The sequence below is a fragment of the Streptomyces sp. NPDC058955 genome, from assembly GCF_042741435.1.
Classification (GTDB): domain Bacteria; phylum Actinomycetota; class Actinomycetes; order Streptomycetales; family Streptomycetaceae; genus Streptomyces.
In genome coordinates this window covers 1-19,888 of the sequence record NZ_JBHYKM010000099.1, presented here as the reverse complement: position 1 = coordinate 19,888, position 19,888 = coordinate 1, and the positions used below count along the sequence as shown (strand labels likewise).

Below are 19,888 nucleotides of genomic sequence, written 5' to 3'. Positions count from 1 at the left end.
GGGCGGCCCCCCCTGACGCGAACGCGGGGGGGCGCGCGCCCCGCCGGGGTCGGGGACGAGGCCCGTAGCTCACACCCCGGAGACGCGAGGCGGCCCCCGCCGCGGGGGGGGCCTCCTCGCGCATGCGTCCGGGTCTACGCGCCGTAGTACGCCCGGGTCATCAGCTCCTTCATCTCGTCGATCATCGGCATCCGCGGGTTGGCCGGGGCGCACTGGTCGGCGTAGGCGTTCATCGCCTGCTGCGGCAGGGCCGCCAGGAAGGCCGCCTCGTCGACGCCCTCGGCCCGGAAGGAGGCCGGGATGCCGCAGCGGTCGCGCAGCTCCTCGACGGCCCGGGCGTAGGACTCCACGCCCTCCTCCGGGGTCGCGGCCGGCAGGCCGAGCATCCGGGCGATCTCCTGGTAGCGCTCGGGGGCCCGGTAGGTCTCGGCCTTGGGCCACGGCACGGCCTTGTGGGTGACGGTGCCGTTGTGCCGGATCACGTGCGGCAGGAGCAGCGCGTTGGTGCGGCCGTGGGCGACGTGGAAGGTGTTGCCGAGGGTGTGGGCCATGGCGTGGACCAGGCCGAGGAAGGCGTTGGCGAAGGCCATGCCGGCGATGGTGGACGCGTTGTGCATCCGCTCGCGGGCCTCGGGCGCCTTCGCGCCCTCCGTCACACAGGTCTCCAGGTTCTCGAAGATCAGCCGGATGGCCTGGAGGCACTGGCCGTCGGTGAAGTCGTTGGCGTAGGCCGAGACGTACGCCTCGGTGGCGTGGGTCAGGGCGTCGAAGCCGGAGTCGGCGGTGACGGTCGGCGGGAGGTGCAGCGGGAGCACCGGGTCGACGATGGCCACGTCCGGGGTGAGGGCGTAGTCGGCGAGCGGGTACTTCTGCGCGGCCTCCGGGTCGGAGATGACGGCGAAGGGGGTGACCTCGCTGCCGGTGCCGGAGGTGGTCGGGACCGCGACCAGCTTCGCCTTCTCGCCGAGCTTCGGGAAGCGGTAGGCCCGCTTGCGGATGTCGAAGAACTTCTCCTTGGTGTCCGCGAACTCGACCTCGGGCCGCTCGTACATCAGCCACATGATCTTCGCCGCGTCCATCGGGGAGCCGCCGCCGAGGGCGACGATGGTGTCCGGCCGGAAGTCGCGCATGGCGGCGGCGCCGGCCCGGACGGTGGCGAGCTCGGGGTTGGGCTCGACGTCGTCGATGACCTGGATGGCGACGGGCTCGGCGCGCCCGTTCAGGATGTCGGTGACCTTGGCGACGAGGCCGATCTCGCCCATGGTCCGGTCGGTGACGATGGTGACCCGCTCCAGGCCCTCCATCTCGCCGAGGTACCGGATGGCGTTGCGCTCGAAGTAGATCTTCGGCGGGATCTTGTACCACTGCATGTTGGTGGTGCGCCGTCCGATCCGCTTGACGTTGATCAGGTCGACCGCGGTGACGTTGTTCGAGACGGAGTTGTGCCCGTAGGAGCCGCAGCCGAGGGTGAGGGAGGGCAGAAAGGCGTTGTAGACGTCGCCGATGCCGCCGAAGGTGGAGGGGGCGTTGACGATGACCCGGATCGCCTTGACCCGCCGGCCGAACTCCTCGGCGAGCGCCTCGTCCTCGGTGTGGACGGCGGCGCTGTGTCCGAGGCCGTGGAACTCGACCATGGCGGCGGCCAGTTCGAGGCCCTGTTCGGTGGAGCCGGCCTTGAGGGCGGCGAGGACCGGGGAGAGCTTCTCGCGGGTGAGCGGTTCGCCCTCGCCGACCTCGGCGCACTCGGCGAGCAGGATCGAGGTGCCCTCGGGGACCTCGAAGCCGGCCTGTTCGGCGATCCACACCGGGGACCTGCCGACCACGGCCGCGTTGAGCTTCGCGCCGCCGCAGTTCGTGCCGTGGGCGGTGACGCCGAAGAGGAACTCCTCCAGCTTGGCCTTCTCGGCGGCGGTGACGACATGGGCGCCGAGCCGCCGGAACTCGGCGATGCCCTCCTCGTAGATCTCCTCGTCGAGGATCACGGCCTGTTCGGAGGCGCAGATCATGCCGTGGTCGAACGCCTTGGAGAGGACGATGTCGTGGATCGCCCGCCGGAGCTTGGCGTCCTTGGCGACATAGGCGGGGACGTTGCCGGCGCCGACGCCGAGGGCGGGCTTGCCGCAGGAGTAGGCGGCCTCGACCATCGCGTTGCCGCCGGTGGCGAGGATGGTGGAGACGCCCTCGTGGCGCATCAGGAGGCCGGTGGCCTCCATGGAGGGCTCCTCGATCCACTGGACGCAGTCGGCGGGCGCGCCGGCGGCGACGGCCGCGTCGCGGACGGTCCGGGCGGCCTCGGCCGAGCAGTTCTGGGCGGAGGGGTGGAAGGCGAAGACGATCGGGTTGCGGGTCTTGAGGGCGATCAGCGCCTTGAAGACGGTCGTCGAGGTGGGGTTGGTGACCGGGGTCATCGCGCAGACGACGCCGACGGGTTCGGCGATCTCGGTGATGCCGTTCAGCTCGTCGCGGCGGATCACCCCGGCGGTCTTCAGCCCGGCCATCGAGTTCGTGACGTGCTCGCAGGCGAAGAGGTTCTTGACGGCCTTGTCCTCGAAGAGGCCGCGGCCGGTCTCCTCGACGGCGAGGCGGGCCAGTTCGCCGTGGGCGGCCAGCGCGGCGAGCGACGCCTTCTTCACGATGTGGTCGACCTGGTCCTGGTCGAGGGTCTCGAACTCCGCGAGCGCGCCGAGCGCCCGGCCCACGAGTCCGTCCACCGTCTCCTTGGCCTCCATGACGGGCCTCCTCACCGGTCGCTTGTTTCTTCGTCTCCTCCATTCGACACCCGTCGACCTGCGGAAAGGGGCGCGGAAAGACCCTCGCGAGGGGGCCGGAAGTCCTTTTGTGAACGGATTCACAAGGATGCGGAAGGGGATGCCCCCGGCCGCGGCGGCCGGGGGCACTCCGGGCGGGTCAGTAGAGGCTGACCCCGTACTTGGACAGCGCCTCCGGCACCGGCTGGTAGAACGTGGTGCCGCCGGTCGAGCAGTTGCCGCTGCCGCCGGAGGTGAGGCCGAGCGCCTTGGTGCCGTCGTACAGCGCGCCGCCGGAGTCGCCGGGCTCGGCGCAGACGTTGGTCTGGATCATGCCCTTCACCGTGCCGCCGCCGGAGTAGCGGACGGTGACGTTCAGGCCGGTCACCGTGCCGCTGCGGGTGCCGGTGGTGGAGCCGGACCGCTTGACGGACTCGCCGACGTAGGCGTCGGCGGCGGTGAAGCCGCCCGTGTGGCTGAGCGAGGTGTTGTCGTAGCGGACCAGGGCGTAGTCGTTGCCCGGGAAGCTGGAGCCGACGGTGGCGCCGATCAGGGTGGACTGCGCGGACGAGGTGTACCAGGTGTTCACCACGTTGCCGCAGTGGCCGGCGGTGAGGAAGTAGTACGTGCTGCCGCTGCGGACGTTGAAGCCGAGCGAACAGCGGTAGCCGCTTCCGTAGATGGCGTCGCCGGCGCCGAGGAGGGGCTTGAAGACACCGGGGTCGCGCTCGACGCGCAGGGCTCCGGCGTCGCTTCCGGCCGCCGCCCGGATCTTCGCGAGACCCGCGTCGGTGACGGTCGAGTCGGCGGTGACGACGACCCGGCCGGCGGCCCGGTCGACGTACCAGGCGGTGCCGCCGACCCCGGCGGCGTCGACCGCGCGCTCGGCGCGGGCGAGCTGGGCGGCGGGGGCCGGGCCGGGGGAGGGCGCGGCCTGGGCTCCGGGGAGCCCGAGGGCGGTGACGGCCGCGAGTCCGGCGGCGACGGCGAGCAGACGGGTGCGCTTGATCCTCACTGTGCTCCTCACATCCTTCTGGGAAAAGCGGAGGGGGCCCGGGGGGTGAGAGGCCCGTGAGGCGCCGTCAGATGATGTGTCCCTGACATGCACCGCCAGTGATGGTGCCGCCTCCCGGCCCGGTGCACAAGACCGCCGCACGCACCGGTGCCCCGGCCGCACCGGTCCGGGGCACCCGTCGTCCGGATTCCGGAAGGCAGAAGGTCAGGCGGTCAGCACCCGCCGCTCCCCCGCCTCCACCGCGATGTCCAGCGTGTTCCCGGGCGGCGGGAACGGGCAGATGAAGTGGTCCACGAAGGCGCACGGCGGCAGCAGCGCCCGGTTGAGATCCACCGTCACCGAACCGTCCTCCGCCGGCGCCGCCGGACGCAGGAAGCGGAAGCGGAAGGTGGACCGGCCGCTGGTGGCGTCCGCGAAGACCGCCCACAGCGTGCCGTCGTCCTCCACCGCCACCTGGAGCGCGTGCACCCGCCCGTCCAGCTCGAAGACCAGCTCGCCGGAGAGCCCGAGCCCGCGCTCCTTGCCGTCCGCGTTGCGCACCCGGACGCTGCGCGCCTCCTCGTACGGCCGGTAGACCCCCGGCACCACCCAGCGCGGGTCGTACGGCGTCGCCTCGATGCCCCGGAAGGCCCGCCGGGCCGCCGAGCCGGGGTCGAAGTCCCGTACCGCCCACAGTCCTTCGCGGTGCAGCACCATGATCCGGCGGCCCGCCGCCTCGACCCGGGACTCGTGGATCGGCGCGTGGTCGGCGCCGAGCCGGACGGTGCCCGCGAAGGGCTTGCCGTCGACGGTGAGCCCGTCCTCGGCCACCGCCGTCAGGACCACCGCGTCGCCGTCCTCCCGCCACTCCCCCGGCACGTCCGGCAGCCGGCCGTCGGGGAAGTCCGCGAGCCAGTGGGTGCCGGTGAGGGAGAGCGGGCCGTACGAGGAGGCCACCGCCGCCTCGCGCTGCTCGTGCCAGTGCCGCCAGTCCCCGGCGGCGTCGGTGGTCTCGGTGCTGCTCGTGGTGTCGCTCATGGTGTTCCACCCTTCCACACCGGGGCCGGAAGCCCGAGGTGCGACCGGAGCGTCGTGCCCGTGTACTCCGTACGGAAGACCCCGCGCTCCTGGAGCAGCGGCACCACTTGGTCGACGAAGTCGTCCAGGCCGCCCGGGGTGAGGTGCGGGACCAGGATGAAGCCGTCGGCGGCGTCCGTCGTCACGTGCTCCTCCAGGGCGGCGGCGACCGACGCCGGGGTGCCGACGAAGGAGTGCCGGCCCGTGACCTCGATGACCGTCTCCCGGATCGACAGCCCCTTGGCCTCGGACAGCGCCCGCCAGCGGGCCGCCACCGCGAGCGGGTCGGCGATCCGCACCCGGCCCTGGACCAGCGTCGACTCCGGGTCCGGGTCGACGTCCGGGAGCGGCCCGTCCGGGTCGTAGCCGGACAGGTCCCGGCCCCAGACCTGCTCCGCGGCGAGCAGGGCGTTCTGCGGGGAGATCTGCTGCCGGCTGATCAGCGCGGCCTTCTCCCTGGCCTCGGCCTCGGTGTCCCCGAGGACGTAGGTGACGCCCGGCATGATCTTCAGGTCCTCGGGCCGCCGCCCGTACCGGGCGAGCCGCCGCTTGACGTCGGCGTGGAAGGCCCGCCCGGCCTCCGGAGTGGAGTGCCGGGAGAAGATCACGTCGGCGGCGGAGGCGGCGAACTCCCGCCCCTCGTCGGAGTCCCCGGCCTGGATGACGACCGGATGCCCCTGCGGGGGCCGCTCCACCGTGACCTCGCCCTCGATCCGGAAGTGCGGGCCGTCGTGCGCGAAGCGGCGCCGCTCGCCGCCCTCGGGCCAGGAGTCCCACAGCTCGCGCGCGGTGGCGACGAACTCGGCGGCCCGGGTGTACCGGTCGGCCCGGTCCAGGAAGCCGCCGCGCCGGAAGTTCTCGCCGGTGAAGGCGTCCGAGGAGGTGACCACGTTCCAGGCGGCCCGGCCGCCGCTGAGGTGGTCGAGGGAGGCGAGCCGACGGGCCAGCTCGTAGGGCTCGTTGAAGGTGGCGCTGACCGTGGCGGCGAGGCCGAGCCGGTCGGTGACGGCGGCGAGCGCGTTCAGGACGGTGATCGACTCGGGGCGGCCGACCACGTCGAGGTCGTGGATGCGGCCGCCGTACTCCCGCAGCCGCAGCCCCTCGGCGAGGAAGAAGAAGTCGAAGAGCCCGCGCTCGGCGGTCCGCGCCAGGTGCTCGAAGGAGGAGAAGTCGATCTGCGAGCCGGAGCGCGGATCGGACCACACGGTGGTGGAGTTGACGCCGGGGAAGTGCGCGGCGAGGTGGATCTGCTTCCTGGCCGGCCGGGACTCGGTCACGCGTCGGCTCCCTTCGGTGCGTACTGGCTGACGGGCCGCGGCAGCCCGAGGTGGTCGCGGAGGGTGGTGCCCTCGTGGGCGGTGCGGAACAGGCCCCGGTCCCGCAGGGCGCCGGCCGTCTCCGCGGCGAACCGGGGCAGGTCGCGCCCGGGGACGGCCGGGACGAAGTGGAGGCCGTCGACGGCGCCGCCGCCGTGCCAGTCGGCGACCAGACCGGCCAGCGCGGCGGGCCCGCCCGGATGGGTGTCGAGGTCGGCGGTGAGGGTCAGCAGCACCCGCAGCAGCCCCGGGTCGCGGCCGTGCGCCCGGGCGGACCGGTGCAGTTCGGCGCGGAGCGCGGCCGCCTCCTCCGGCGAGGAGGCCCGGATCAGCGCCACGTCGGCGTGGCGGGCGGCGGTCTCCCGGGCGGCCGGGCGGGTGGCGTCGACCACGACGACCGGGTTGCCCTGCGGCGGCCGGGGCACGATCGAGGGGCCCTTGACGGAGAAGGTGGCGCCCTCGAAGCCGACGTGGTGCAGCTTGCGGCGGTCGACGAAGCGGCCGGTGGCCACGTCCCGTATCTCGGCGTCGTCCTCCCAGCTGTCCCACAGCAGCCGGGACACCTCGGCGGTCTCGCTCGCCTCCTGCCAGAGCGCGGCGGTGGGCGGGGCCGGGCGGCGGCCGAAGAGCCGGGCCTCGGCCGCGCCGGGCGAGACGGCGATCCGCCAGCCGGCCCGGCCGCGGCTCACCCAGTCGAGGGTGGCGACCGCGGCCTGCACGTGGAAGGGCTCGGTGTGGGTGGTGGTGACGGTCGGCACCAGGCCGACGGAGCGGGTCTCGGGCGCGATCCGGGCGAGCACGGCGAGCGCGTCGAGCCCGGGCCGGTCGAAGGAGTCGTCGTGGGTGAGGAAGTCGAGCCCGGCGTCCTCGGCGAGGCGGGCGAGCGCCACGGTGTCGGCGACGGTCCGCGACCCCCCGGCGGCGGGCCCGGGGGCGATCTCGGCGGCCAGGTGGAGCGGTCGTACTCCGGTCATACGGGGTCCTCGATGCGGTGGTGGGTGGTGCGACAGGGGTCAGTTCGCGGTCCGGGGCAGGCCCGGCGGGTTGATCTCGGACTTCGCCACAGCCTCGGAGGACAGGCCCCAGCGCTCCAGGACCTTCGCGTAGCTGCCGTTCGCGATGACGTGGTCGAGCGCGGCGGCGTACGCCTCGACGAGGCCGCTGCCCTTCTTCGTGGTGGCGGCGATCTTGCCCTGGAGCCCGGCGCCCGCCCCGGAGAACTTCCCGGCCACCTCGGTCTGTCCGGCGGTGGCCACGTGGTGGGCGACGGACGGGTTGGGGCCCAGGTAGCCGTCGATGCGGCCGGACTGGAGGGCGAGGTAGTAGTCGGTGGGGTTCTGGAAGTAGACGATGTCGACGCCCGCCCGGCCGGCCTTCTCGTTCTCCTCCGACCAGTCGACGAGGATCTTCTCCTGGTTGGTGCCGGAGCTGACCGCGACCTTCTTCCCCGCCACGTCCGCCGGGCCCTTCACGGTCCAGCCGGAGCCCTTCTTCGCCTCGAAGGCGAGGTCGTCGAGGCGGTAGGTGGCGAAGTCGTACTTGTCCTTGCGCTCCTCGGTCACCGTGACGTTGGAGAAGACGGCGTCGAACTTGCCGCTGTCGAGGCCGACGAAGAGGTTCTCCCAGGAGACCGCCTGGAAGTCGGGCTTCAGCCCGAGGGTGTCGGCGACCAGGGTGGCGAGGTCGGTCTCGACGCCGATGAGGGTCCTGTCGTCGGTGGCGTAGAAGTTCAGCGGCGGCTGCCCGCCGGTGCTGACCCCGATGACGAGGGTGCCTCTCTTCCGGACGGCCTCGGGCAGCTTGGCGGCGACGGCGTCCGCCTTGTCGGTGCGGATCCGCTTCTGGTCCGGGCCGAGGTTCACGCCCGGGCCCTGCTTGCCCTCCGGCTTGATCTCGGTGGCGGGGTCGCCGGTGCCGCAGGCGGTGAGGGCCCCGAGGGCGGTGAGCGCGACGGCGGCGAGGAGGGTACGACGGGTACGCATGGCGGAACTCCTGTCTTCTGGAAGGGGGGTGGTCACAGGACCTTGGAGAGGAAGGCGCGGGTGCGCTCGTGCGCGGGGTTGTCGAGGACCTCGGCGGGGGTGCCCCGCTCGACGATCCGGCCCTCGTCCATGAAGACGACGGTGTCGGCGACCTCGCGGGCGAAGCCGATCTCGTGGGTGACGACGATCATGGTGGTGCCGGCGGCGGCGAGGTCCCGGATGACGTCGAGGACCTCGCCGACCAGCTCGGGGTCGAGCGCCGAGGTCGGCTCGTCGAAGAGGAGCAGGCCCGGTTCGAGGGCGAGCGCGCGGGCGATGGCGACCCGCTGCTGCTGTCCGCCGGAGAGCTGCCGGGGGTACGCCTCCGCCTTGTCGGCGAGCCCGACCCGGGCGAGCAGCTTCCGGGCCGCCTCCTCGGCGGCCCGGCGGGGGCGGCCCAGGGCGGAGACGGGCGCCTCGGTGATGTTCTCCAGGACGGTGAGGTGCGGGAAGAGGTGGAAGTTCTGGAAGACGAAGCCGATGGCGGTGCGCTGCCGCAGGATCTCCCGCTCGCGCAGTTCGTACAGCTTGTTCCCGGAGCGGCGGTAGCCGACCAGGGCGCCGTCGACGCTGACCGAGCCGCCGTCGACCTTCTCCAGGTGGTTGATGGTGCGCAGCAGCGTGGACTTGCCCGAGCCGGACGGGCCGAGGACGACGGTGACCTCGCCGTGGGCGACGTCGAGGTCGACGCCGCGCAGCACCTCGGTGGCGCCGAAGCTCTTGCGGACGCCGCGGAGTTCGACCTTGGGGGCGGTGGTGGCGGCGGGCGGGGCGGTGCGGGTGCTCATCGGGTGCTCCCCTTGGCGTAGTGGCGTTCGACGTAGTGCTGGACGACGGAGAGCGCCGTGGTGAGCAGCACGTACCAGACGGTGGCGACCATCAGCAGGGGCACCACCCGGCCGGTGCGGCCGTAGACGACCTGGACCTGGTAGAAGAGCTCGCCGATGGCCATGACGGAGACGATCGAGGTGCCCTTGAAGAGCGAGACGATCTCGTTGGCGGCGTTGGGCAGGATGGACCGCATGGCCTGCGGCAGCACGATCCGGCGCAGCCGGCGCAGCCGGGGGATGCCGAGGGAGGCGGCGGCCTCCAGCTGTCCGGCGTCGACGGCGAGGACCCCGCCGCGGACGATCTCGGCGGCGTAGGCGGCCTGGTGGAGGGCGAGGCCGAGGACGGCCGCGCTCATGGCGCCGACCAGGCCCACGGTGTCGAAGGAGTAGAAGCCGGGCCCGAAGGGGATGCCGATGCTCAGCTCCTCGTACAGGTAGGCGAGGTTGAACCAGAAGAGGAGCTGCACGATGAGCGGGATGGAGCGGAAGGCCCAGACGTAGCCGAAGGAGACGGCCCGCAGGAAGGGGCTGTCCGAGAGGCGCATGAAGGCGAGGACGACGCCGAGGGCGAAGCCGAGCACGGTGCCGTAGAGGGTCAGCTGGAGGGTGACCCAGACGGCCCGGAGGATCGCGTCGGTGGCGAAGTACCGGGCGAAGACGTCCCATTCCCAGCCGGGGTTGGTGACGAGGCCGTGGCCGAACTGGACGAGCACGACGGCGGTGGCGGCGACGGCCACCCAGCGCCAGGGGCGGCGGACGGGGACCACGGTCAGCGCGGTGCCGTCGTCGCCGGGCGGGTGGGGTGCGGCCTTCTCGACGGGTGGGTCACTGGTCAGGGTCATGGTGGTCCTCGGTTCGCTGGGGGGTGAGTACGGGGACGAGCGCGCGGGCCCGGGCGGGCGGCCGGCCGGCGTCCCGCAGGAAGGCGAGCGCGGCGCGGGCGGCGGCGTCGTTCTGCGCGAAGGCGAGCCCGCCGGTCCTGGGCCGGGTGAAGCCGCCGCCGGCGCGGGCGGTGGTGTGCGGGCCGAGGGCGATCCGGCGCGGGTGCGGGCGGCCGTCCCGCTGGGTGATCCGCCCGTCGGCGGGGTCGACGGCGAGCAGCCCGCCGGGGGTGGCGCGGGCGCCGTCCTCGTACAGGCCGCGCAGCAGCGGGCTGGCGGTGCCGGTGACGGTGGGGGCGGGCAGCCGGGCCTCGACGAGGGCGCGGGCCTCGGTGACCGCGCCGGGCACGGCGGGCGAGGAGGCCCGGAAGACGCCGTGCCGTTCGTCGGCCTCGACGGTGAGGCGGGGGCCGAGGAAGCGGACGGTGCCGGCTTCGGAGAGGGCGAGCAGCCGGCGCAGCCGGGGGCCGGGCGGGCCGGAGGCGAGGTAGCTGAAGAAGCCGTGCCACCAGCCGTCGGTGTCGATCCGGTCGCCGAGCCGGACGAGCTGGCCGTAGACGGAGAGGGTGGCGGCGAAGACGGCGGCGTCGGGGCTGTGGGCGGGGTCGTGGCGGCGCCGCAGGTCGGCGGCGACGTAGCCGCGCAGGGCGTCCTGGAGGGCGTCGGCGTCGGGGACCCGGAGGCCGTCGAGGGGGTGGTCGAGGGCCTCGGGGTCGAAGCGGTCGGCCGGGTCGGGGACGGCGGCGGCGACCAGTCCGTCGAGGCCGTCGGGGCCGGGGCCGCCCGGCGCGGCGGCGGCCCAGGCGGCGGCGAAGCCGGCCCAGTCGCCGGTGGTGCGTTCGGGGTGGGCGGTGAAGAGGCGGTGGTAGTGGGCCCAGCCGAGCTCGTGGGAGACGTGCGGCCACACGTCGCGCCGGAAGTCGAGCGGCCCGTCCCGGCCGAGCAGGGCGTCGACCCGGTCGGGGCCGAAGAAGCGGGGCAGCGGGGGCCGTTCGCCGTCGAGGGCGTAGCCGAGCTTGGAGTGGTACGGGACGCCCCGGCGGGAGCCGACGTACAGCACCGGTTCCTGTCCGGAGGGCACGTAGACGGGCGCGTCCTCGGTCCCCTCGTAGCGGCCGCCGCGGCCCTCGGTGAGGAGCACCATCAGGTCGACGAAGGCGAGGCCGAAGCCCCGGACGAGGACGGGTTCGCCGGCCGGGAGGGCGGACAGGTCGAGGTCGGCGGTGTGGCCGGGCGGCACGTGGACGAGGCCGTGGCGGGCGGCGAAGCCGGCCAGTTCCCGCTGTTCGGCGTCGGGTTCGGCGTCGAGGTGGCCGAGGGTGAGGACGACGAGGTCGGCGGGGAGCGGGGCGGCGCGGTCGGCGAGCCACACCCGCTGCCGGCCCTCGCGGGGGCCGTCCACCCGCAGGGCGGTGGTGCGGTGCTCGTGGAGGGTGACGGTGGCGGGCAGCGTGTCCCTGGCCCGCTCGTACGCCCAGCGCAGATAGGCGCCCTGCTCGGGGCGGGGGGTGAAGCGGCGGCCGTCCGTGCCGGCCCATTCGGCGAGCGTGGGCCCGGGGCGGACCGGCCCTTCGAGGCGGACGGTGTCGTCGGTGAAGACGGTGACGTCCTCGGCCATCGAGTTCATCCAGAGCAGCGGGGACTGGGCGGTGCGCCAGATCCGGCCGGGGCCGGGCGGGTACGGGTCGACCAGGTGGAGGTCGAGCGGCCGGTCGCCGTACAGCTCGGGCAGGGCGGCGGCGAGCCGTTCCAGGAAGCCGGTGCCGCGCGGTCCGGCGCCGACGATCACCAGCGAGGCCGCCGTCATCGGCCGGCCCCGGTGCCGCGCGCGTACCGCTTCTCCACGTAGTGCTGGCCGATGCCGAGGACGGAGGTGACGGCGACGTACCAGAGGGTGGCGACCAGGAGGAGCGGGATGACCTCGTAGGTGCGGTGGTAGACGAGCTGGGTGGAGTAGAGCAGGTCCTGCACGGCGATGACGGAGACGATCGAGGTGCCCTTGAGGGTGCCGATGAGCATGTTCCCGGCGGGCGGGACGATGGCGCGCATGGCCTGCGGGAGCACGATCCGGGTGAAGCGCCGGCGGCGGCCGAGGCCGAGCGCCTGGGCGGCCTCGATCTGGCCGCGGTCGACGGAGAGGACGCCGCCGCGCACCACTTCGGCGGCGTAGGCGGCCTCGTGGAGGGTGAGGCCGAGGACGGCGACGGCGACCGGGCCGAGGAGGTCGACGGTGGAGACGCCGAGGATCTTCGGGTAGAGCATCCCGATGTTGAACCAGAAGAGCAGCTGGACCAGGATCGGCGTGGAGCGGAAGAACCACACGTACCCCCAGGAGACCGCGCGCAGCACCGGGTTGGCGGAGAGCCGCAGGGCGGCGAGCAGGGTGCCGAGGGCGAAGCCGAGGACCATGACGGCGGCGGTCAGCCACAGGGTGAGGCCGAGCCCGCGCAGCACGGACGCCGAGGTGAAGTAGCGGGCGACGACGTCCCACTGGAAGGCGTCGTTGCGGACGACCGAGACGAGGCCGAGGCCGAGCAGGACGAGGACGACGCCGGCGGCGGTCCACTGGCCGGTCCTGCGGGCGGGGACGACGACCGGGGCGGCCGGATCGGTCTTCGCCGGGGCGGCGGCCGGTTTCGGGCCGGGGGCGGCGAGGGTGTCGAGGGGTACGGAAGACATGCGAAGGCTCCGTGACTGCCAGAGGCGGCGGGTCGGACGGGAGTGCGCCTTCACACGCACGGCGATGCGGAGCGCGGGCCGGGCCCCTCAGCCCGGTGTCCGCCCTGTGAGGCTACGGGGCGATGGCGCGCGGCTGTCAAGTCCGTCCGCGATGCGGTCGGTTGGGTGAGGCGTACGTCTCCTACCGGTTGACTGGGGAACGGATGCCTGTTCCACTGAGGCCATGCATCCGCAGCAGCTCGTCACGCGCTCCCACATCGACCTCGGTCGTGTGTGGTCCTCTTCCTGTTGAGCCGTCCCGCTGCGTTTTCCCAGGTCGTCGTACCTGTCCTCCGGTGTCCCCGCTGACGCCGTCCCCCGCGCCTTCACGCACCCCTCCCCTCGCCCTTCCCCGTTCCCCCGTCCCGCCCGAGGCCGACGCATGTCCTTCCCGCCCGGTCGGGTGTCCGCGCTCTCGCTGCGCGCGACGACGCCCGACGATCCGCTGGCGCGCCCGCTCCTCGACGAGCTGGCGCACGAGTACCTGACCCGCTACGGCGACTCCTCCGACCTGACCCGTTTCCCGGCCGGGGAGTTCGCCCCGCCGCACGGCACGTTCCTGCTGCTCCTCGACGGGGAGTCGGCCGTCGCCGGCGGCGCGTACCGCCGCTACGACCCCGGCACCGCCGAGCTGAAGCGGATCTGGACCCACTCGGCGCACCGCCGGCGCGGTCTGGCCCGCCGGGTGCTCGCCGCGCTGGAGGCCGACGCCGCCGCCCGCGGCTACACCCGCGTGTACCTCACCACCGGTCCGCGCCAGCCGGAGGCCAGGGGCCTCTATCTGGCGACCGGTTACCGCCCGCTCTTCGACGTCACCGCCGATCCCGAGTCGATCGGTCCGCTGCCGTTCGAGAAACACCTGGAGCACTCATGAGCAGTCCCCGCAGGCGTACGAGCACCGCCGCCCTCGTCCTGACCGTCGCCACGGCGCTGGCGCTCACCGCCTGCTCCGGCGGCGATCCCGCGGCGACCGACCCGGCCGGCGCGGCGCGGGACGCGCTGCCCACGCAGGACGTGGTGGCAGCGGTCGGCCGGAACGAGGCGGCGGCGCGGCTGCTGCCCGCGGAGGTGCGCGAGCGGGGCACGCTGACGCTCGCCGCCTCGGTCGGCACCCCGCCCAGCTCGGCGTACCTCCCCGACGGGAAGACCGTGGTGGGCCTGGACGCCGACTTCGCGGCCGCCGTCGCGCGGGCGCTCGGTCTCGAACTGAAGCGTGAGGCGGCCGGGTTCGAGGTGATCCTGCCGGCGCTGGGCAGCGGCAAGTACGACGTCGGCACGGGCAACTTCGGGGTCACCGAGGAGCGCCGGAAGACGATCGACTTCGTGACCTACATCAACGACGGGCAGGGCTTCGCGGTCCGCGCGGACAGTCCGCTGAAGGCGGTCACCGATCTGACGCAGCTGTGCGGGCTGAAGGTGGCGACGGGCGCCGGCACCACCTTCGAGCAGACCCTGGAGAAGAACCGGGGGCGCTGCGCGGCGGCGGGCAAGGAGCCGTACGAGGTGAACGTCTTCAACGAGAGCGGGGCGCCCTGGCTGGCGCTCCGGCAGGGCCGCAGCGACGTGGTGATGAGCACCATCAACGGCATCCGGTACGCGGTGGGCCGGCAGCCCGGCACCCGCTTCCTCAACGAGTACCGGCGCCTCGACGTCGGCTTCGCGTTCAAGAAGGGGTCCGCGCTGGCGCCCGCCTTCCGGGCCGCGGTGAACGGGCTGAAGGCGGACGGCACCTACGACCGCATCCTGCGGAAGTGGGGGGTGACCGGCTCGGGCATCGCCGAGTCCCGGATCTCCCCGCCGGAGCTGCCCGCCCCGGCGAGGTGACCCGCGCGACGGTCCGTCAGCAGCTGCAGTCGCAGCCGCAGCCGTCGCAGCAGCCGCAGCCGTCCTCGCCGCAGCAGTTGGAGCAGCACTCGCAGCCGTCGCAGCAGCTTCCGCAGTCGCACTGCTGGCACAGGCCGTCCTTGCGCTCCCGGCTCCACGGGTCCTCGTAGCTGCCGCAGCACATCTGGCAGGTACAGGCGAGGCCGGCCCAGACCGCGCACCCGGCGATCAGGCCGCGCCGGTTGCGGTGCGGCGGGCCGGGCGGGAAGCCGCCGCCGCCCCCGCCGCCGCCCGGGCCGGGGTTCCAGGGCCCGCCCGGTCCGGCGGGGCCGCCGGGGCCGGGGGCGTACGGGTTGCCGGGGCCGGGGCCGTAAGGGCCGGCGGGTCCGGGGCCGTTCGGCGCGTAGGGGTTGCCGGGCACCGGGCCGTGGCCGTGCGTGGGGGCGCCGCCGACGTGGGAGCAGGTCGTGGTGCCGAAGGCGCGGTCGACCGAGACCCGCAGTTCGTGCGCGAGGAGCTGGTGGACGAGCTTGTGGTCGGTGAACTCGGCGTCGCGCAGCGCCAGCCGGATGCCGTGCAGGGCGTCGTCGGCGAGCCGGCGGGCCTCCTCGCGGGAGGTGCCGGTGGCGGTGAGCGGGTTCCAGGCGCCGACCTCGGCGTCGGCGGCCTGGTCCTCGACGGCGTCGAGGAGGTGGGCGAGGCGGCCGAAGAGCCGGCCCGCCTCGGCGAGCGGTTCGGCGTTCCCGGGCCGGCCGGCGAGCAGCGCGGTGTGCGCGAAGGCGGCGGCGGTGGCGGTCTCGGTGGGTTCGGTGACGACGAGGAGCGGGGTGCCGGGGCCGGCGAGGGACTCGATGCCGGTCTGCCGGTCCACCGCGTCGACGAGGACGGCGGTGTCGAAGCCGACCGCGTGGCCCGCGCGGGCACCGGCCTTGTCCCAGGAGCGGGCGACCCGGCGGGCCGCGGCGGCGACCGGCCGGCGGGCCAGCAGGCCGTCCCGGTCGGCGACATGGTCGCGGACCTTGGCCGAGGCGAGGACGAGCGAGACGGCGGCGGCGAGCCGGGCGCCCTCGCCGCGGGCGACGGGCGCGGTGCGCATCGCGCGCAGCGGACAGGGGCCCGCGGTGCGCCGGCCGGCGTCGGTGACGCCGGTCTGAGCCTCCGTCAGGACCGAGACGATGAGCCCGTCGTAGTTGGTGACGACCCGGGCGAACTGGCCGTGGTCGGCGCGGAGGGCCAGACACAGCCCGCAGAGGTGGGCCATCCACTGGGTCTTCAGGTGGTCCGTGAGCCGGTGCGTGCAGGGCCTGACGATTCCGAACAATTCCATCCCCCGTGGTGCGGTGCGAGAGCGTGCCGGGCGCGGAGCGCGCGACGGGCCGCACGGCACCCTCCGGGGTGTGCCCGGGGAACCGCCGGACGGCCTCGCGGCATCGTAGCGAGGGGCGGCGTTCACCCGTACGCGCCCGACGTCACCCTTCTGGACCGACTTTCATATTTTCAGCAGCATGGCCCTCCGTCAGGCCCCGCATACCCCAAGTTTCCTGACGAATCGCCAGAAAACGGGCCTCACGTTCTGCACCAGTACCGTCACGAATCCCCTGCGCGGCGCCTATCCACTTGGCGCGCGATCCGCATCATGGACGACGATAGGGATTGCGGAACCACAAGTGACCGCAGTGACCGCGTGAAAGGAGGCGTCCATGGGATCGGTGCGCAAGGCGAGCGCCTGGCTGGGACTCGTCGAGGACAACGACGAGCGTTACTACGACGACGAGTACGCCGACGGTGCCGAGAGCGGCGACGCCTGGGTGACGGACCCCCGGGTCCGGGTCGCCTCGGACACCGCCGAGGACCGGGGCCGCCGGATCGCCACCGTCTCGCCCGACAGCTTCCGGGACGCCCGGGCCATCGGCGAGCTCTTCCGGGACGGCGTTCCGGTGATCGTGAACCTGACCGCCATGGAGCCGAACGACGCCAAGCGGGTCGTCGACTTCGCCGCCGGCCTCGCCTTCGGCCTGCGCGGCTCGATCGAGCGCGTCGCGACCCGGGTCTTCCTGCTCACCCCCGCCGACACGGAGATCGTCAGCGGCGAGTCCGGCCGCCGTCAGCAGGACGGTTTCTTCAACCAGAGCTGATGCCCGGACCACCCGGCGCCGCACCGCGCCGCCCCCGGATCGCCCCGCGATCCCGACCGACGCCACCCCGGCCCGGACCCGCCCCGCGGGTCCGGGCCGGCCGCGTCTAGCGGACCCGGCCGGCCGCACCGCTCATCGTCCCCGCGGGACCGGAGCCCGGCAGCGGCCGGGGCGCGGCCGCCGTGCCCGCGTCGCCCGGGGAGGCCACCGGCTGGCCGGGCACCATGGTCGGCCCGGCGCACCCGTCCCGCTCCCCCGCCGCCGGGGCGACCGGCTCCTTCGCCGGCCCGCCCGCGGCCCTCGCGGCCTCGGCCGCCTGGGCCTCCGCGGCCGCCTCCGCCGCCGCCTCCTCCACCGCCGCCTCGACGTCCACCGGGCACTCCATCACCCGGGGCAGCCGGACGGCCATCACGGCGCCGGCGAGGAGCAGGCCCGCGCTCACGAAGAGGGTGAGGTGCAGTCCGTCGACGAAGGCGTGGCGCGCGGCGGTGTGCAGGGCGGCGCCGGCCGCGCCGCCGAGCCGGTCGGCGACCTGGTACGCCTCGCCGAGCGAGTTCGCCGCGGCGTCGCTCGCCTCCGCCGGCACCCCGGGGACACCGGTGAGGCCGGGGGCGTACGCCGCGTTCATGACGCTGCCGAGCAGCGCGATGCCCATGCCCGCGCCGAGCTGGTACGAGGTCTCGCCGATCGCCGCGGCGCCGCCCGCGCTGCGCGGCGGCGCCTCGCTGAGCATCGACTCGTACGCCGAGAAGAGGGTGGTCTGCAGGCCGAAGCCGAGCAGGACGAAGCCGGCGGTGAGCAGCAGCGGGCGGTCGTGCTGGCCCATGAGCGTGAGCAGCAGCACGGCGGCGGCGGTGAGCACGAAGCCCCAGCCGACCATCCGCCGGGGTCCGATCCGGCGCAGGGTGTACGAGCCGGTGGCCCCGGCCGCCATGGCGGCGAAGGTGAGCGGGAGGAGCCGCAGCCCGGTCTCCAGGGGGCTGAGTCCGAGGACCAGCTGGAGGTACTGGACGGCGATGAGCTCCAGGCCGACGAGGGCCAGCATGGCGAGGACGATGCAGCCGACGGAGGTGGTGAAGGCGGGCCGGGAGAAGAGCCGCATGTCGATCAGCGGGTGCGGCCTGCGCCGCTGGCGCCGGACGAAGAGGACGAGGAGCAGCGTCCCGGCGAGCAGGGGTCCGGCGGTGAGCGGGGAGAGCAGCGGCTCCCCGGCGCCGGCCCGCTTCACGCCGAGGACGCAGCCGAGGACGCCGGCCGCGGCCATCAGCGCGCCGAGGACGTCCCAGGGCCCTTCGGCGCTCCCGCGGGACTCGGGCAGGAGCCGGCGGGCGAGCGGCAGGATGAGCGCCATCAGCGGGATGTTGATGAGGAAGACGGAGCCCCACCAGTAGTGCTCGACGAGGAAGCCGCCGAGCACCGGTCCGGCGGCGGCGCCGATCGCGGCGACCGCCGTCCAGATGCCGATGGCGGTGGCGCGCTCGCGCCGGTCGGGGAAGACCGTCCGGATGATGGAGAGGGTCGCCGGCATGATCATGGCGCCGCCGACGCCGAGCAGGGCGCGGGCCGCGATGAGGACCCAGGGCTCGGTGGCGAGGGCGGCGACTGCCGAGGCGACGCCGAAGAGTCCGTAGCCGAGGAGGAGGACCCGCCGCCGGCCGATCCGGTCGCCGAGGGTGCCGAAGAGGATCAGCAGCGAGGCGCAGACCAGCGGGTAGGCGTCGACGATCCAGAGCAGTTCGGTGGAGCCGGGGCGCAGGTTCTCGGTCAGCGAGGGGACGGCGACGTGGAGGATGGTCGCGTCGAGGGCGACCAGGAGCAGGCTGACGCAGAGGACGACGAGGACGGCCCAGCGGTTCGCGTCGCCGCCGGCGGCACGCCGTCCCGTTCGGGCCGTGATCGTCCGCGACATGTACGTACCTCCAAGTGACGCTCTCGCGCTCGGCAAGGCGCCGCCGACCAGGGCTGATGTGCGTGCGGCGGCGCGGCGATGAGGGGCGAGTGAGCCGTCAGCGTACGCGAGGACAGGCCCCGGGAGGGTGGCGCACCTCTCACCCCGGCGAGGCTCCCGGTGTGGCGTACGCCACAGGGCGCGGCCCGCGCGTCGCATGGAATTCCGCACGGACGGGTGTTTGAAGTAATTCCGTGCCGTACAAACAGGCTTCCGGAATCAGCACCGGCGGCAATAGGGCTGAAGGTCATCGGATTTTCCGACGGGAGTCCGGAATAGCCGGTCCACTGAGACCTACTCCACATCACATCGTCATCACGAAGGGAGCGGATCGACCGGGTCGTCTGCTCACCCCCTGTAACGTCGATTGGGTGCGTACCGACATCTTTGCCCGGCTGGACCGGGAGCCGGTCCCGCCGAAGATAGAGGTCCCGCGGATGACCCGGACGCGTCTCGCCCTCTTCGGCGGGACGTCGGCGTTCTATCTCATCGTCGTGGTGGCGGTGCTGCTCTCCACCTGGCTGGTGACCCTCGACTGGAAGATCATGCTCTTCCGTCCCTACCAGCAGTGGCCGGAACTGCACGCCTTCCTGGACTACTACGTCGTCCTCGGCCAGCGCGGTCCGACGGCGGTGATGGTGGCGGCCTGGCTGGGCTGGCGCTCCTGGCGCCAGCACACGCTGCGGCCGCTCCTCTCGCTCGGCGCGGCGCTGCTTCTCCTCAACGTCACCGTCGGCGCGGTGAAGCTCGGACTCGGCCGGCTCGGCCCCCACTACGCGACACAGATCGGCTCGGCCGAGCTGTTCGCGGGCGGCGACATATTCCCCTCCGGTCACACCGCGAACGCGGTGGTGACCTGGGGCATCCTGGCCTATCTCGCCACCACCCCGCGGGCCCGGCGCTATCTGTCGGCGCTCTCCGCCGTGGTCGCGCTCGGCGTCGGCCTCACGACGGTCTATCTCGGGACGCACTGGCTGAGCGACGTGCTGCTGGGCTGGGCCGCCGGCCTGCTGATCCTGCTGGCGCTGCCCTGGTGCGAGCCGGTCATCGCCGTCGTGGAGGCGTGGCTCCTGGACCGGCGCGACCGGATCAGGGAGCGGCTGCGGGCCCGGCGCCGGCTGGTGCCCTCGCTGCCGGTGGCGTCCGGCGGGCCGCGGCTCTTCCCGGCCCCGGCGGCCGCCGAGGAGCCGTCGCGGGAGACCGTGGGGGTGGCGGCGAGCCACGCCCGGGCGGCCCGGAGCCGGCCGTCGTCGGACCGCCTCACCGCCTGAGGCGCCGTCCCGTCCGTACGCGAGAGGGCCCCGGCCGTACCGGGCCGGGGGCGCCTGCGCGTGGGGCGGCTGGCCGTGACGGCGGGGGTGTTGCTGTGGGGCGGGGACGGCGTAGTGTGTGAGAGC

At 73.9% G+C, this 19,888-nt stretch carries 15 protein-coding genes and 1 pseudogene; 4 read left to right on the top strand and 12 right to left on the bottom strand.

Features of this window, described 5'->3' with window-relative positions:
- Positions 1-134: 134 nt before the first annotated feature.
- From adhE to ACFW1I_RS29300, 10 genes are all read right to left on the bottom strand, one after another.
- Positions 135-2,729, bottom strand: coding sequence for a bifunctional acetaldehyde-CoA/alcohol dehydrogenase (gene adhE / locus ACFW1I_RS29345; RefSeq protein WP_384675542.1), 2,595 nt, complete (start codon positions 2,727-2,729; stop codon positions 135-137).
- 178 nt (positions 2,730-2,907) lie between these two features.
- Positions 2,908-3,762 carry a S1 family peptidase gene (locus tag ACFW1I_RS29340; RefSeq protein ID WP_384675540.1) on the bottom strand — a complete coding sequence of 285 codons (855 nt, stop codon included), beginning with the start codon at positions 3,760-3,762 and terminating at the stop codon, positions 2,908-2,910.
- 204 nt (positions 3,763-3,966) lie between these two features.
- The gene (locus ACFW1I_RS29335) at positions 3,967-4,779 is read right to left on the bottom strand and encodes a DUF1684 domain-containing protein (protein WP_384675538.1); all 813 of its coding nucleotides are present in this window, start codon (positions 4,777-4,779) and stop codon (positions 3,967-3,969) included.
- Entirely contained in the window at positions 4,776-6,095 is a 1,320-nt protein-coding gene (locus ACFW1I_RS29330) for an NtaA/DmoA family FMN-dependent monooxygenase (RefSeq protein WP_384675537.1), read from the bottom strand. The genes ACFW1I_RS29335 and ACFW1I_RS29330 overlap by 4 nt, the downstream gene beginning before the upstream one ends.
- Complete coding sequence (locus tag ACFW1I_RS29325) at positions 6,092-7,108, bottom strand: LLM class flavin-dependent oxidoreductase (RefSeq protein ID WP_384675536.1); 1,017 nt, start codon at positions 7,106-7,108, stop codon at positions 6,092-6,094. Before ACFW1I_RS29325 ends, ACFW1I_RS29330 begins: the two co-directional genes overlap by 4 nt.
- A gap of 39 nt (positions 7,109-7,147) precedes the next feature.
- A complete protein-coding gene (locus ACFW1I_RS29320; RefSeq protein ID WP_384675534.1) occupies positions 7,148-8,116 on the bottom strand; it encodes an ABC transporter substrate-binding protein in 969 nt (322 codons plus the stop codon).
- 32 nt (positions 8,117-8,148) lie between these two features.
- Positions 8,149-8,943 (bottom strand): amino acid ABC transporter ATP-binding protein, encoded by a 795-nt coding sequence (locus ACFW1I_RS29315; RefSeq protein ID WP_384675532.1) that lies wholly within the window; start codon positions 8,941-8,943, stop codon positions 8,149-8,151.
- Positions 8,940-9,827 carry an amino acid ABC transporter permease gene (locus tag ACFW1I_RS29310; protein WP_384675530.1) on the bottom strand — a complete coding sequence of 296 codons (888 nt, stop codon included), beginning with the start codon at positions 9,825-9,827 and terminating at the stop codon, positions 8,940-8,942. Before ACFW1I_RS29310 ends, ACFW1I_RS29315 begins: the two co-directional genes overlap by 4 nt.
- Positions 9,811-11,673 carry an FAD/NAD(P)-binding protein gene (locus tag ACFW1I_RS29305; RefSeq protein WP_384675528.1) on the bottom strand — a complete coding sequence of 621 codons (1,863 nt, stop codon included), beginning with the start codon at positions 11,671-11,673 and terminating at the stop codon, positions 9,811-9,813. Before ACFW1I_RS29305 ends, ACFW1I_RS29310 begins: the two co-directional genes overlap by 17 nt.
- Entirely contained in the window at positions 11,670-12,545 is an 876-nt protein-coding gene (locus ACFW1I_RS29300) for an amino acid ABC transporter permease (RefSeq protein WP_384675526.1), read from the bottom strand. Before ACFW1I_RS29300 ends, ACFW1I_RS29305 begins: the two co-directional genes overlap by 4 nt.
- A gap of 421 nt (positions 12,546-12,966) precedes the next feature.
- On the opposite strand from ACFW1I_RS29300, the gene ACFW1I_RS29295 reads away from it, so the two are divergent.
- Both ACFW1I_RS29295 and ACFW1I_RS29290 read left to right on the top strand, forming a co-directional pair.
- Entirely contained in the window at positions 12,967-13,458 is a 492-nt protein-coding gene (locus tag ACFW1I_RS29295; RefSeq protein WP_384675524.1) for a GNAT family N-acetyltransferase, read from the top strand.
- Positions 13,455-14,408 (top strand): ABC transporter substrate-binding protein, encoded by a 954-nt coding sequence (locus tag ACFW1I_RS29290; protein ID WP_384675519.1) that lies wholly within the window; start codon positions 13,455-13,457, stop codon positions 14,406-14,408. The genes ACFW1I_RS29295 and ACFW1I_RS29290 overlap by 4 nt, the downstream gene beginning before the upstream one ends.
- A gap of 16 nt (positions 14,409-14,424) precedes the next feature.
- Here ACFW1I_RS29290 and ACFW1I_RS29285 read toward each other — a convergent pair whose 3' ends face one another.
- Positions 14,425-15,729 (bottom strand): DUF5685 family protein, encoded by a 1,305-nt coding sequence (locus ACFW1I_RS29285; protein ID WP_384675561.1) that lies wholly within the window; start codon positions 15,727-15,729, stop codon positions 14,425-14,427.
- Positions 15,730-16,108: 379 nt separating this feature from the next.
- On the opposite strand from ACFW1I_RS29285, the gene ACFW1I_RS29280 reads away from it, so the two are divergent.
- Positions 16,109-16,543, top strand: coding sequence for a cell division protein SepF (locus ACFW1I_RS29280; protein ID WP_031007691.1), 435 nt, complete (start codon positions 16,109-16,111; stop codon positions 16,541-16,543).
- Positions 16,544-16,649: 106 nt separating this feature from the next.
- Here ACFW1I_RS29280 and ACFW1I_RS29275 read toward each other — a convergent pair whose 3' ends face one another.
- The gene (locus tag ACFW1I_RS29275; RefSeq protein ID WP_384675517.1) at positions 16,650-18,452 is read right to left on the bottom strand and encodes an MFS transporter; all 1,803 of its coding nucleotides are present in this window, start codon (positions 18,450-18,452) and stop codon (positions 16,650-16,652) included.
- Between the two features lie 410 nt (positions 18,453-18,862).
- Between ACFW1I_RS29275 and ACFW1I_RS29270 the strand changes: the two are divergent.
- Positions 18,863-19,884 (top strand): annotated as a pseudogene (locus ACFW1I_RS29270) (phosphatase PAP2 family protein).
- Positions 19,885-19,888 lie beyond the last annotated feature (4 nt).

Coding starts and splice junctions, on each gene's coding strand:
- ACFW1I_RS29280 (WP_031007691.1), top strand. CDS start 16,109: ATGGGATCGGTGCGCAAGGCGAGCGCCTGGCTGGGACTCGTCGAGGAC.
- adhE (WP_384675542.1), bottom strand. CDS start 2,729: ATGGAGGCCAAGGAGACGGTGGACGGACTCGTGGGCCGGGCGCTCGGC.
- ACFW1I_RS29315 (WP_384675532.1), bottom strand. CDS start 8,943: ATGAGCACCCGCACCGCCCCGCCCGCCGCCACCACCGCCCCCAAGGTC.
- ACFW1I_RS29295 (WP_384675524.1), top strand. CDS start 12,967: ATGTCCTTCCCGCCCGGTCGGGTGTCCGCGCTCTCGCTGCGCGCGACG.
- ACFW1I_RS29305 (WP_384675528.1), bottom strand. CDS start 11,673: ATGACGGCGGCCTCGCTGGTGATCGTCGGCGCCGGACCGCGCGGCACC.
- ACFW1I_RS29310 (WP_384675530.1), bottom strand. CDS start 9,827: ATGACCCTGACCAGTGACCCACCCGTCGAGAAGGCCGCACCCCACCCG.
- ACFW1I_RS29290 (WP_384675519.1), top strand. CDS start 13,455: ATGAGCAGTCCCCGCAGGCGTACGAGCACCGCCGCCCTCGTCCTGACC.
- ACFW1I_RS29325 (WP_384675536.1), bottom strand. CDS start 7,108: ATGACCGGAGTACGACCGCTCCACCTGGCCGCCGAGATCGCCCCCGGG.
- ACFW1I_RS29320 (WP_384675534.1), bottom strand. CDS start 8,116: ATGCGTACCCGTCGTACCCTCCTCGCCGCCGTCGCGCTCACCGCCCTC.
- ACFW1I_RS29275 (WP_384675517.1), bottom strand. CDS start 18,452: ATGTCGCGGACGATCACGGCCCGAACGGGACGGCGTGCCGCCGGCGGC.
- ACFW1I_RS29335 (WP_384675538.1), bottom strand. CDS start 4,779: ATGAGCGACACCACGAGCAGCACCGAGACCACCGACGCCGCCGGGGAC.
- ACFW1I_RS29300 (WP_384675526.1), bottom strand. CDS start 12,545: ATGTCTTCCGTACCCCTCGACACCCTCGCCGCCCCCGGCCCGAAACCG.